This is a genomic window from Ahrensia kielensis DSM 5890 (assembly GCF_000374465.1).
GTDB classification, from domain to species: domain Bacteria; phylum Pseudomonadota; class Alphaproteobacteria; order Rhizobiales; family Rhizobiaceae; genus Ahrensia; species Ahrensia kielensis.
On the sequence record NZ_KB894530.1, the window covers coordinates 482518 to 494887 of the forward strand.

A 12370-nucleotide genomic window follows, 5' to 3' on the forward strand; every position below is an offset into this window, starting at 1 on the left:
ATGGAGCGTAGCTTTCTCATTCGCCAACCGTCGGTGCTGATATTCATTGGCCTCTTGGCGCTCTTCACCATCGGTGCCACCATCCTGTCGGAAGGCTTTGGCCTCGGGCTAATATCAACAAGCTTTATCAAGACGCTTGGCAAGACGCTATGTCTTTGCCTCATAGCTTTGGCGATGGATTTGGTATGGGGATATTGCGGTATTTTATCGCTTGGACATTTCGCATTCTTCGGACTTGGCGGCTATATGATCGGCATGTGGCTGATGTATGCGCGCACCGAACAGATTGTCATCAATTCGCTTGCCAATGCCCCACTGCCACCAACATCCGGCGAGATTAGAGATGCTATCGGCTCCCAGATTTTCGGCGTTGTGGGGGGAAGCGAAATTCCCACTATATGGACATTTGCCCATTCGTTCCCGATACAATTAACGCTGGTCGTACTTGTGCCGGGGTTGCTGGCTCTTGTCTTCGGCTGGTTAGCATTTCGCAGCCGCGTGACAGGTGTTTATCTTTCAATTTTGACACAAGCTATGACGCTCGCTTTAGCGCTTTATCTGTTCCAAAATGACAGTGGCTTGCGCGGGAACAATGGTCTTTCCGGCCTTCAAAATATTCCTGGCGCTTCTAACGTTTCGCAAGATACTATCTCTATCTGGTTTCTTTGGGCTTCTGCGCTCGCACTTGGGCTTGGATATCTTTTTGCAGCATGGTTGGTATCTGGAAAATTTGGCAGCGTTATCCGTGCCATTCGCGATGACGAAACGCGGGTGCGTTATCTTGGCTATTCAGTAGAAGCCTATAAGCTTGTGGTATTTGTTATCACGGCCGTTATTGCGGCCATAGCAGGTGCGCTTTACTACCCGCAGGCAGGCATTATCAACCCTGCTGAAATCGCACCGATTGCTTCAATTTACTTGGCTGTATGGGTGGCGATTGGTGGCCGAGGCCGCCTCTATGGCGCCATCATAGGCGCAGCTTTCGTCTCGCTTATTTCAAGCTGGTTCACATCTGGCCAAGTGCCGGATGTGCCGCTTGGATTTTACACCGTCAAATGGGTCGACTGGTGGTTGGTGCTGCTTGGCTTTGGTTTTGTCTTGGTCACTTTATATGCACCCAAAGGTCTTGGCGGCTTATTTGATCGTTTGGTGCGGAGGCAAGACGCATGAGCAAAAACCCAACATTACTGGAAGTCTCCGGCGTCTCTGTTACTTTTGATGGGTTTCGCGCGATCAACAATTTGAGCTTTCAAATTGGAAGCGCAGAACTGCGTGCCGTCATCGGGCCAAATGGTGCTGGCAAAACCACGATGATGGATATCATCACCGGCAAGACACGACCAGATACTGGAAAAGTAACTTATGGGCGGCCAGGCAAGAACCTTTTAAAAATGAATGAAAGTGCAATTGCGCGCGTCGGTATTGGTCGCAAATTTCAAAGGCCCAGCGTTTTCGAAAGCCAAACTGTTTTCGATAATTTAATAATGGCGCTCAAGAAAAGCCGTTCACCATTGGATGTTGTTTTCTACCGCCGTGATGACAGCGATGTTTCGAAGGTAGAAAAGCTCGCAGCCGAAATCGGCCTTGCAGATCAATTGCAGCGTTTGTCTGGTGAATTATCGCATGGGCAAAAACAGTGGTTAGAGATCGGTATGTTGCTGGCGCAAGACCCGCAGCTTTTGCTTGTTGATGAACCTGCTGCTGGCATGACACCCGAAGAGCGTGAAAAGACGACCGACATATTGCGCAAAGCTGCTGAAACGCGGGCGGTTGTCGTTGTTGAACACGACATGGAATTTGTGCGCCGTTTAGATTGCCGCGTCACCGTGCTGCATGAAGGCGCGGTATTGGCCGAAGGCAGCATTGATCACGTGACGCAGGATCAAGCGGTTATTGATGTATATTTGGGGCGATAAAAATGCTGAGCATTGAAAATTTAGACCTTCATTATGGTCAATCAAAAATCTTAAATGCGGTATCAATGTCTGCTTCTGTTGGACAGGTAACCTGCGTCATGGGCACCAATGGTGTTGGTAAGACAAGTCTACTAAAAGCCATTTCTGGCGTGCATCATCGCTCAAGCGGTCAGGTGTTTTTGGACGGCGAAGAAATTGCTAAAGTCCCGTCTTACAAACTCGCTATGAAAGGCATTGGCTATGTGCCGCAGGGACGCGATATCTTCCCGTTATTGACCGTGCGCGAGAATTTGGAGACTGGATTCTCGTGCCTTCCGAGCGGCGGGAATAAAATTCCTGACGAGATATTTGAACTCTTTCCCGTGCTCAAAGAGATGGAAAATCGACGCGGCGGCGATTTATCTGGCGGGCAGCAACAGCAATTATCAATTGGTCGTGCGCTTATTACAAAGCCGAAGCTATTACTGCTGGATGAACCAACCGAAGGTATTCAGCCCAACATCATCCAACAGATTGGCCGTGTGATCGAATATCTGCGCGACCAAGGCGATATGGCGATTATCCTTGTCGAACAATATTTTGACTTTGCTTACAATCTTGCAGACCAATTCTATGTTCTTCGCCGAGGCGAAGTGACGATGAGCGGCGATAAGAAGACCGTAAGCAAAGCTGAAATGCTGGATGCTGTTTCGGTTTAAACTCAAACCAGAAGAGATTGTCCACAGACGAATTCAACAGCGATTATCACCCATGCTGATAGCTTAGTCAGAAGACTATACACGGATATACAGGCCAATCTGACAAGTTATTCTGACAATACCACTTCAACAATTACGTCTTGCGTTTTGAAAAGCGAATAACCCCACCTCCTAAAATAGTGCCCTGCTTGTGCAACATTGTGCCATTGAAAGAACTGTGTAGTATCCTTTCTCAGGATGACCGGTGTCATGCGACCGTCATACAGCAGGAATAGTCGGAACACGCGTAAACGAAGAAATAAACACTGATTTACAATTGTTTACCCTGTTAGAATTGACAAAAAATGGAGAGAGTAATGAACCTAAAAATAATGTTATCGACAGTTGCTATTGTAGCGCTTTCAACAACCGCTCAAGCAGAAACATTGCGGTTATTGACATGGGGCGGCTACGCACCGGACGATGTTGTTGCCAAATTTGAAGCGGAAACTGGCCACAAGGTTGAAGTCACAAAATCCAACAATGAAGAAATGATCGCTAAACTTCGTGCGACCAATGGCGGCGGCTTTGATCTTGCACAGCCAAGCCAAGACCGTATTGCGGGCCCACAGGCAGAATTCGGCATCTACAAGCCTTTGGACCTTTCAAAAATTGAAACAGCCCTTTTCATTCCGTCTATGTTGGAAGCAACTAAAGGCAACACCACTTATGAAGGCGACGTCTATGGCGTTCCGCATATTTGGGGCACCAGCGGCTTGATCGTTAATTCATCAACAGCCGCTGACATCAAGGATTACACAGACCTGTGTAATGATTCAGTATCTGGCAAAGTTTCTTATCGTCTCAAGCGCGCAACGCTAACTGGTTTTGCCTTTGCAATGGGCATGGACCCATTTGCAGCCTATGGCGATGAAGCGGCTTACAAAGACATTCTTGATAAGGTCGAAGCAAAGCTCATTGAATGTAAAAGCAATGTGAAAGCTTACTGGGATGGCGGTGATGAGATTAAAAACCTGCTACGTTCCGGTGAAGTTGTTGCGGCTATGGCTTGGGACACAGGCGGCTGGCAGCTAAACGAAGACAATGCGGACATCAACTATGTTGCCCCAACCTCAGGTGCTTTGGGTTGGATTGACACATTTGCAATTCCTGCACGCGGCCGTGCCGATGAAGCTGCATATGCTTGGATCAATTTTGTGATGAAGCCGGAAATTGCGGCAATGATCACAGAATCTGCAGGCAACTTCACTGCCTCACAGGGCGGCGATGCCAATGTAAACGATGCCTTGAAACAACGTTATCAAGCAAGCTTCCCGCAAGAGGCGATTGACAATGTGAAATGGTATCCAGTTGTTCCTGCTGGACTGGAAGTACTGGAAGGTGCTGCTTTGGACCGCATTAACGCTGCTCAATAATTGCGTCCTGCTTTTATCTTGCATAATATAAAGAAGCGCGGTTGCCGCGCTTCTCTTTTTTGAAAGCTTAAATACACATGCCTTCCACACCGGACCTCGAATGTCGTGCGATCTCAAAAAGTTTCAAAGACTTTAAAGCTGTTCGAGACATAAGTTTTAGTGTGCCACAAGGCACTTTTTTCTCCATTCTTGGTCCATCGGGCTGTGGTAAAACCACGCTCCTACGCATGATTGCCGGCTTTCAGGAACCTTCTAGCGGTGACCTATTGATCAAGGGCAAATCTATGCTCAACGTCGCACCAAACAAACGTCCTGTCTCAATGGTCTTCCAGCATCTCGCTTTGTTTCCGATGATGAGCATTGGCGCTAATGTTGGCTTCGGCCTGCGCCAACGCGGCGTGAATAAGTCAGACATCAAAAAGCAAGTGGAGCAAGTCTTAGAACGTGTTGGTCTCGGCGGCACGAGTGATCGCGCTGTCAGCTCTCTTTCGGGCGGCCAAAAGCAACGTGTTGCAATTGCACGCTGCATGGTGCTGGAGCCTGATGTGCTCTTATTGGATGAGCCGCTTGGCGCGCTTGATCTGAAATTACGCGAGCATATGAAAATCGAATTGAAGCAACTGCAATCTGAGTTCAACACCACCTTTGTTTACATTACCCATGACCAGTCCGAAGCATTGGTCATGAGCGATCAAATCGCGGTAATGAACCATGGTGTGTTTGAACAAGTCGGCACTGCGAAAGAACTTTATTACGAGCCACAAACAGCTTTCGTTGCTGGATTTGTCGGCGAAGCAAACCGCTTCCATGCGACTGTGAACACAGTAAAAGACGGTGTTCTCAACTTAAAAACACCTGAAGGCAAAAGCCTCAGCAGCCTTGATTTAGGACAAGGCCTTGCCAATGGCAACAAGGTAGATGTTTTCGTGCGCCCTGAAGCTGTGCGTTTATCGCGCATCGCAAAAGACGTGGCGAAAATGGGAAACACAGGAACAGGTATCGTCGAAAACGTATTGTTTAACGGTGCCAACAGCCAGCTTATTTTGCGTGATGCTACCAATGCTGCATCCATGAATGTGGCGCTGCCGCAAACTGGAGAATTCCGCGACCTTGCCGTTGGCGATACAGTGCACTTTGGATGGGCGCCGGAGCAAACCCGTTGTTTCGCGCATCAAGGCAATTGATATGAAGTCTGATAAATCCAAGCTCACATTCTGGTTGCTGTTATCCCCCTTGGTCATCTGGCTGGCAACACTGATTGTTCTGCCGCATGTCGGGATGTTTTTGGTTTCACTTCGCGAGAAAGTTGGCATACGCGAATATGAAACCAGCTTTGCCAATTACGCTGTTTTCTTCAATGAACCGCTTTATTGGAACACTTTTGCACGCACCGCTTATATGTCGATTGCTGCAACACTGCTGACCTTGTTCATCGGCTTCCCCATTGCCTATTACATTGCCAAGCTGACACGCGGCCGCACAAAAACAACGCTGTTTTTAATGTGCCTCATTCCATTTTGGGTAAGTGAGCTTGTACGCACATTTGGCTGGATGATCCTGCTTCGTGAAACCGGTGTCGTCTCGCAATTGTTGCAATATGCAGGGCTGGTCGATGGGCCAATTGAAATGCTTTATAATGATGCCGCGATCATGACCGGACTGGTCTATACGTCCATGCTCTTCATGGTCGTGCCATTGGTCACAACACTCGACAGTCTTGATGATAGTTTGATCGAGGCGGGCTACGATCTTGGCGGAACAAGCTTTTCTATATTGCGCGAGATTGTCATTCCTCATGCCATGCCCGGCATTGTATCAGGGTGCATCGTTGTTTTCATGCTATCGCTTGGCAATTATCTCACGCCTATTTTGCTGGGCGGTAAAGACAGTCTTTGGTTCACAGGCCTAATTTACAGTCAGTTTATCACCCGCTTTAATTGGGAACTTGGCTCCGCATTTGGCTTCCTGCTGCTGGGACTTTCATCACTGATCGTGTTCCTTGGCCTAAAGCTTTCAGGACAATCTCTAAGCAAGACGATGGCCCGCTGATATGATTACAACGATCCCGCAAAATTCAGCATTCAAATGGTCGTACCGACTTTATGTCACGCTGTTCTTTATTTACTTGGCACTACCATTAGCGACCGTTTGCGTCTTTGCATTCAACGACAGCGTCTTTCCTTCTCTGCCTTGGGAAGGTTTCACATGGGCTTGGTTCTTTGGCGATCAAGCGCCTTATATAGGGGTGTTTCATGAGCGCCCTATCCTGCGCTCTGTCGTGACCTCAGGCGTTGTCGCGTTTTGGGTTGCAACCCTCTCGGTCTTTGTCGGCACGTGCAATGCGTTTTTATTTGTACGTCATGAGTTTCGCGGCAAAGCGTTCTTATATATTTTGATGCTTTTGCCGTTGATCATTCCCGGCATTATTTTAGGCATCTCAATATTGGTATTCACATCAAATGTTGCCAACACGCTCGAAGACGCAACAGGGCTTTGGTTTGATGGGCTACGGCCAGGTATTATTTTAGTTGTTCTTGGCCAGTTCTCGTTCATTACCACATTTGCAACGCTGGTAATTTCTGCGCGATTGCAAAAGTTTGATAGCAGTCTTGAAGAAGCAGCGCTTAATCTTGGCGCAACACAATGGGGCGCGATACGCGCTGTCACTTTGCCATTTTTGTTTCCCGCCATGGCAGCGGCAGCTGTTGTTGCTATCTTGATGAGCTTTGAGAATTTCAACACAACACTCATGCTCGTTGGCTCTGATGCACCACTGACAATTACAATGTTTGACCGCCTAAAGCTTGGTTCAACACCAGTGCTAAATGCTGTTTCACTTCTACTAATTGTGGGATCAGCAATCTTGGGCTTGGCTTCGCTACTTTTGCAAAAGAAATAATATTAGCGATATTTCAGCCCAGCAGTTTAAACCCCACCTTCGAAAACGCGTTTACGCGCATTTTCAACATGGGCGCGCATTGCTGTTCGTGCTGCGGCTGCATCTTTGTTTTTGATGGCTTTGAATATTGCGTAATGTTCGTCCTGAACAAGCGCAAGGCGTTCGCGCGGTTTTGTCAAAGACAGGTTCCGCGTTAGGTTCATACCCGTCAGAATATTGTTTTCCATAGAGGAACGCGCCGCTGTAAAATAAGGATTGGTCGAAATTTCACAAACTGCCATGTGAAATTCTTCGTCAGCAACCACGCCAAGTTCAGCTTGTTCAATGCAGCGATCCAACTCCTGCAAAATTGATTTTAAGCGAGCAAGGTCTGCATCGGTGCGGCGGAGCGCAGCCAGATAAGCTGCTTCACCTTCAATCGCAGCACGAAACTCAAAAGTGCGCTGAATATCTGCGATAGAGCCAACCGGCGCAAAATCAAGAGCCGCCTTTTCAGGTTTGCGTATGACATAAGAGCCGGACCCTTGGCGTGATACGATTACCTCATCACTGCGCAATTGTTTGAGCGCCTGACGCAGGACCGGACGAGACACATCAAGCTCTTTGCATAGCTGATTTTCCGGAGGCATTTTTTCACCAACAGGAATATCGCCATCAAGTATCATGGTCAAAATACGTTCATAAGCCCTGTCTGCTAACGTTCCATCCTGAACGATGCGCTCGGCGCTATTGCTACTGCCAACCATTATACGTTCTACCGATTGTGTGTTTGTCGCCATGCCGCAAAGTTTTCTACTGTTTGTTGGTCGGTAGGTGGATATAGCCCAAAAGTGGAAGCACCATTTTTTATCATTTCCATTACATAATCTTCAAACACTGTCATTTCTGCAGCCTGTACTGCCACTTGTTCCGTAAGATGTGACGGGATGCAAACGACACCTTCATTATCACCAACAATTGTATCGCCAGGAAACACGGATACGCCGCCACATGCAATGGCTTCATTGAGGCCAATTGCATGGTGTTTGGTCAAATTTGTCGGCGCGCTAGGCCGTGTGTGATAAGCAGGTATATCCAATTCTGCTAACTCCGGCGAATCTCGAAAGCCGCCATCTGTTACGATACCTGCGCATCCGCGCGCCTGTAATCTCGTGGCAAGGATACAGCCTGCAGATGCCGCGCTTGCGTCACCGCGAGCATCAATAACAAAAATCGCTCCTTTAGGACATTCCTCAACGCCTTTGCGTTGCAGGTTGTTACGGTCTTCAAACGAAGCCAGCACGTCTATGTCTTCTCTTGCTGGAATGTAGCGCAGCGTAAATGCAAAGCCGACCATGTTTTCACCATATGCCAATCTTCGCGGGCCTTGAAGAAACACATTTTTCAAACCGTGTTTGAAGAGGACTGTTGTTAAAGTCGCAGTGCTCACCTTCTTCAATAGCGCATAACTATCCTGACGAACGGCATTACTCACATCATAATGGCTTTGCTTAAGCATAGATTTTCCCATCTTAAAACAACCCCGGAAGCCACATAGAAAATCCTGGAACATACGTTACGAGAAGTAGCGCCGCTAGGATTGCAAGGTAGAAGGGCCAGATCGTACGAACGGCATCTTCAATGCGAATTTTACCAACCGCACAGCCAACGAACAAACAAGTGCCAACAGGCGGCGTACATAGACCAAGCCCAAGATTGATTAAGAGCATTATGCCAAAGTGTTCAGGTGCCATGCCAAGACTTTTGGTAATAGGCAGGAAGATTGGCGTACAAATTAAAATCAATGCAGCCATATCCATAATCATGCCAAGCAAAAGCAAAATGACATTGATCATGAGAAGGATAACAATCGGATTATCCGATATTGAGACCAATAAATTACTGAGTAATGCTGGCACCTGATAAAGGGCGAGCAAATAGGCAAAAGAACTCGCGAATGCGATTAAAATCATAACCATCGCTGTTGTGCGAACAGACGACGTTACCGCAATAATAAACCCCTGTAAGGAAAGGCTACGGTAATAAAACTTAGTCAAAAGCAGAGCGTATATTGCACCAAATGCACCAGATTCAGTGACCGTAAATACGCCCGACAAAGTGCCGCCCACAATGATGACAGCCGTTATGAGGCCTGGCACGGCATCCAGTGCAGTGCGCGCAACTTGCGCGTGACCTGGATATGGTTCTGCTGGATATTTGTGTTTTACAGCAAGAATATAAGCCGCAATCGCCAAACACACACACATCAAAATACCAGGCAAAACACCTGCCAAGAATAACTTGGAAACAGATATACCCCCGCCGGCGGCCACCGCGAAAATGATCATATTATGACTTGGCGGAATTACGATTCCTGCGATCGACGATGTCACGGTAACATTGACGGCATATGCAGGGCTATAACCGCGCTCTTTCATCACAGGGATCAACAGTGAGCCAAGCGAAGAAATGTCAGCGATTGCAGATCCGGAGATACCGCCAAACAGCATACTGGAAAAGATGTTTACCATCGCCAATCCGCCTTTGATATGGCCGACCAATGCTGAGGCAAAACGAACGAGGCGTTGCGCGATACCGCCATGCAACATGATTTCACCTGCGAAGATGAAAAATGGAATCGCAAGCAGCGAAAAGACCGTGACACCAGCCATTGCGCGCTGGAAAGTGATTAACATTGGAAAGCCTTCAAACCAGAAGGCAGAAGCAGCAGCAATGCCCATAGCGAAAGCAACGGGCATGCCCATCACAACGCCAATGGCAAAAACACCCAAGAGTATAGCGAGGCCCATGATCAGCGCCCTTCTTCAAGTTCGGCTTGAGCCGGTAATGTAAATTTGAAAATACGAATGATAATACGCGCGATCAGAAACACGGCCATAAGTCCGCCGCAGCAAACCATTGAGAACGTGCGCACACTTTCTGGCACGTTAAGCATCGGCAAACGTGTATCCCAACCAAACTGCATCAGCTCGATCCCCGCCAGAAACATAACGACGCTAAAAATCGCGAGGATAATGTCTACGATAATCACACCCACGGTACGGATGCGCTCACCGAATGCATCTCGAAACATGGTGACGCCAAGATGGCTATCATCGTGGATGCCTGCAGCTGCACCGAGAAAAGCGATGTAACCGATAAGAACAAGAGCAAGCTGTTCAACCCATGTTGGTGTTACATTGAGAACATAGCGGCCAAATACGAGCCACCCGAATGTTACGATCAAAACGACCAAGGCACACGATGCAACCACGATGCAGCCAAAACTAATTTTAGCGAGCACACTCTCGGCTCGAGCAATGATCAAAGCACGATCAGCCATTTCTTGAACTTTCAATAATGTTACAAATTAGAAACGCCCGACCTTTGAAAGGAAAAGATCGGGCATAATGGTCGATATTAATCAGCGTTGCGGATTAAATCGACAAGCTCTGTAAGATCAGGGTTAGCTTCTAGGAACTGCTCATAAACTGGAGCCATTGCATCTTGGAACGGTGCTTTATCAGCAATTTCGTTCACTTCAACACCGCCAGCTTTAAGTATTTCCATGCTCGCCTTTTCACGCTCGGACCATAGGCTGCGCTGCAAATCAGCGCTGGTGCGACCAGCTTCTTTGACGATTTTCTGCTGTTCAGGTGTCAACTTGTCCCAAGTCTTTTTAGACATGCACAGACATTCTGGAATGATCAAATGCTCTGTTAAAGAGTAGTATTTTGCCACTTCGTAGTGATTGGTGGATTCGTATGATGGCGGGTTGTTTTCTGCTCCATCAATGACGCTTGTTTTGAGTGATTGAAACACTTCAGCAAATGCCATTGGTGTTGCGTTACCGCCCATAGCTTCAACCATACCAACGAATAGATCGTTGCTCATGACACGAACTTTCATTCCCTTCACGTCTTCAGTCGACGTAATTGGCCGAATGGAGTTGTAAAAAGAACGTGCACCAGCATCATACCAGCCCAGTGGAACAATGCCCTTGGCTTCCATACCTTTACCGATTGCTTCGCCCGCAGCACCATCCATAAGTTCGTACATTTGCGGAATGCTTTTGAAGATAAATGGCAAAGACACAACATTGGTTTCAGGAATAGCCTGCCCCATCGGACCAAGGCTGAATTCACCAAAGTCAATCGCACCAAGACGTATCTGTTCAATCGCGTCCGGCTGACTTCCTAAAAGGCCGTTGTGGTAAGTTTTGCCAGTAATCTCGCCATTTGTCTTTTCGCTGACCTCCTTCATGAAAGATTCCATAGCGATGGACACGGGATAGTCCTCAACGTGGATATTCCATCCCCGCAGCTCAACTGCATGAGCCGCTAATGCTGGCAGCGTAAGACCTACAGCCAGTGTGGCAGCTTTAATAAATTTTGATTTTGTTACAAACATTCGATCCTCCTAGTCGTTTATATTTGTAAAAATATACTAAATTGAATTTACAACAATTTACAAGTTAAAACTTACGTTACGGAGTGTTTTATTCGAAAAACCACATTTAATTTGGCAACCAATTACTCTAGATACATCTGGCGTTTTAAATCACTGCGTCATTAGTCTAATTTTGACGCTTAGAATCTGCGCAAACGGGCTCACCGCAAGGCCTCCATTGCAACCATATCCATGTCGGTGAAGTCGACATTGTCACCGGCCATCGCCCAACAGAACGTGTATGAACCTGTGCCTACGCCGCTGTGAATTGACCAAGGCGGTGAAATGACGGCCTCTTCATTGGCCATAACAATATGACGGGTTTCATCGGGTTTACCCATAAAATGGAAAACGCGTTGATCCGCATCAAGATCATAATAGAGATAGGCTTCCATGCGGCGATCATGAACATGGGCGGGCATTGTGTTCCACACGGAACCGGCTGAAAATTGCGTATAGCCCATCAATAGCTGACAAGTTTCGTGAACTTCTGGATGCAGGAACTGGATGATAACGCGTTCATTGGCAGTTTCGCGTGAGCCCATTTCTACGCGGCGCGCATCTTTGAGCGTAATAAGCTTGGTGGGGTGTTCGTGATGTGCAGGTGTCGAAAGTAGATAGAAGCGACCATTACCGCTCATCTCAACAGGGCCAGCACCCTTGCCAACATAGAGCACCTCGCCCTTGGCAACACGGTAGGTCGTGCCTTGCACGGATATGTCTGCATCTTCGCCAATGTTTAAAATGCCGAGCTCACGGCGATCAAGAAAACCCGCTGTTCCTGTTGCATCATCATGGTCAAGCGTAAGTGTTTTGCCATTTGGCACAGCACTGCCAACGATCATGCGATCATAGTGACTGTAAACAAGTTTAATCTCGCCAGCAGCAAACAGTCCATCAACATGGAAGTGCTTGCGCAAGCCATCTGTGTCGAGGGTTTTGGCCGTTGGTGGATCAATCGCATAGCGCGTTTCGGAAATCTGCATTTTAGTCCTCATAAGTTATAAAAAATCG

13 protein-coding genes are annotated in these 12370 nt (G+C 47.5%); 7 read left to right on the forward strand and 6 right to left on the reverse strand.

What is annotated here, in order from left to right:
- The 7 genes from urtC (at window position 1) to C504_RS0111780 (ending at window position 6928) form a co-directional block, all read left to right on the forward strand.
- Entirely contained in the window at window positions 1–1170 is a 1170-nt protein-coding gene (gene urtC, locus C504_RS0111750; RefSeq protein ID WP_018689541.1) for an urea ABC transporter permease subunit UrtC, read from the forward strand.
- Entirely contained in the window at window positions 1167–1916 is a 750-nt protein-coding gene (gene urtD / locus C504_RS0111755) for an urea ABC transporter ATP-binding protein UrtD (protein ID WP_018689542.1), read from the forward strand. Before urtC ends, urtD begins: the two co-directional genes overlap by 4 nt.
- A 2-nt stretch (window positions 1917–1918) precedes the next feature.
- Window positions 1919–2614 (forward strand): urea ABC transporter ATP-binding subunit UrtE, encoded by a 696-nt coding sequence (gene urtE, locus C504_RS0111760; protein WP_018689543.1) that lies wholly within the window; start codon window positions 1919–1921, stop codon window positions 2612–2614.
- A 356-nt stretch (window positions 2615–2970) separates the two neighbouring features.
- Window positions 2971–4029 (forward strand): extracellular solute-binding protein, encoded by a 1059-nt coding sequence (locus tag C504_RS0111765; protein ID WP_018689544.1) that lies wholly within the window; start codon window positions 2971–2973, stop codon window positions 4027–4029.
- A 77-nt stretch (window positions 4030–4106) separates the two neighbouring features.
- Complete coding sequence (locus tag C504_RS0111770; protein ID WP_018689545.1) at window positions 4107–5213, forward strand: ABC transporter ATP-binding protein; 1107 nt, start codon at window positions 4107–4109, stop codon at window positions 5211–5213.
- Window position 5214: 1 nt separating this feature from the next.
- Window positions 5215–6078 carry an ABC transporter permease gene (locus C504_RS0111775; protein WP_018689546.1) on the forward strand — a complete coding sequence of 288 codons (864 nt, stop codon included), beginning with the start codon at window positions 5215–5217 and terminating at the stop codon, window positions 6076–6078.
- Between the two features lies 1 nt (window position 6079).
- Complete coding sequence (locus C504_RS0111780; RefSeq protein ID WP_018689547.1) at window positions 6080–6928, forward strand: ABC transporter permease; 849 nt, start codon at window positions 6080–6082, stop codon at window positions 6926–6928.
- Between the two features lie 26 nt (window positions 6929–6954).
- Here C504_RS0111780 and C504_RS0111785 read toward each other — a convergent pair whose 3' ends face one another.
- The 6 genes from C504_RS0111785 to kduI form a co-directional block, all read right to left on the reverse strand.
- On the reverse strand, window positions 6955–7707 hold the full coding sequence (locus C504_RS0111785) for a FadR/GntR family transcriptional regulator (RefSeq protein WP_211097972.1): 753 nt from the start codon (window positions 7705–7707) through the stop codon (window positions 6955–6957).
- Window positions 7683–8426 carry a ribonuclease activity regulator RraA gene (locus C504_RS0111790; protein WP_018689549.1) on the reverse strand — a complete coding sequence of 248 codons (744 nt, stop codon included), beginning with the start codon at window positions 8424–8426 and terminating at the stop codon, window positions 7683–7685. The genes C504_RS0111785 and C504_RS0111790 overlap by 25 nt, the downstream gene beginning before the upstream one ends.
- A gap of 13 nt (window positions 8427–8439) precedes the next feature.
- Complete coding sequence (locus C504_RS0111795; protein WP_018689550.1) at window positions 8440–9717, reverse strand: TRAP transporter large permease; 1278 nt, start codon at window positions 9715–9717, stop codon at window positions 8440–8442.
- A gap of 2 nt (window positions 9718–9719) precedes the next feature.
- Complete coding sequence (locus C504_RS0111800) at window positions 9720–10250, reverse strand: TRAP transporter small permease (protein WP_018689551.1); 531 nt, start codon at window positions 10248–10250, stop codon at window positions 9720–9722.
- Window positions 10251–10327: 77 nt separating this feature from the next.
- Entirely contained in the window at window positions 10328–11317 is a 990-nt protein-coding gene (locus C504_RS0111805; RefSeq protein WP_018689552.1) for a TRAP transporter substrate-binding protein, read from the reverse strand.
- A gap of 200 nt (window positions 11318–11517) precedes the next feature.
- Entirely contained in the window at window positions 11518–12342 is an 825-nt protein-coding gene (gene kduI, locus C504_RS0111810; protein WP_018689553.1) for a 5-dehydro-4-deoxy-D-glucuronate isomerase, read from the reverse strand.
- Window positions 12343–12370: the final 28 nt, after the last annotated feature.

Bases quoted from the DNA above. Each gene is read 5' to 3' on its own strand.
- C504_RS0111795 (WP_018689550.1), bottom strand. From the start codon at position 9,717: ATGGGCCTCGCTATACTCTTGGGTGTTTTTGCCATTGGCGTTGTGATG.
- C504_RS0111780 (WP_018689547.1), top strand. From the start codon at position 6,080: ATGATTACAACGATCCCGCAAAATTCAGCATTCAAATGGTCGTACCGA.
- C504_RS0111790 (WP_018689549.1), bottom strand. From the start codon at position 8,426: ATGCTTAAGCAAAGCCATTATGATGTGAGTAATGCCGTTCGTCAGGAT.
- C504_RS0111770 (WP_018689545.1), top strand. From the start codon at position 4,107: ATGCCTTCCACACCGGACCTCGAATGTCGTGCGATCTCAAAAAGTTTC.
- C504_RS0111805 (WP_018689552.1), bottom strand. From the start codon at position 11,317: ATGTTTGTAACAAAATCAAAATTTATTAAAGCTGCCACACTGGCTGTA.
- kduI (WP_018689553.1), bottom strand. From the start codon at position 12,342: ATGCAGATTTCCGAAACGCGCTATGCGATTGATCCACCAACGGCCAAA.
- urtC (WP_018689541.1), top strand. From the start codon at position 1: ATGGAGCGTAGCTTTCTCATTCGCCAACCGTCGGTGCTGATATTCATT.
- C504_RS0111800 (WP_018689551.1), bottom strand. From the start codon at position 10,250: ATGGCTGATCGTGCTTTGATCATTGCTCGAGCCGAGAGTGTGCTCGCT.
- C504_RS0111785 (WP_211097972.1), bottom strand. From the start codon at position 7,707: ATGGCGACAAACACACAATCGGTAGAACGTATAATGGTTGGCAGTAGC.
- C504_RS0111765 (WP_018689544.1), top strand. From the start codon at position 2,971: ATGAACCTAAAAATAATGTTATCGACAGTTGCTATTGTAGCGCTTTCA.
- C504_RS0111775 (WP_018689546.1), top strand. From the start codon at position 5,215: ATGAAGTCTGATAAATCCAAGCTCACATTCTGGTTGCTGTTATCCCCC.
- urtD (WP_018689542.1), top strand. From the start codon at position 1,167: ATGAGCAAAAACCCAACATTACTGGAAGTCTCCGGCGTCTCTGTTACT.
- urtE (WP_018689543.1), top strand. From the start codon at position 1,919: ATGCTGAGCATTGAAAATTTAGACCTTCATTATGGTCAATCAAAAATC.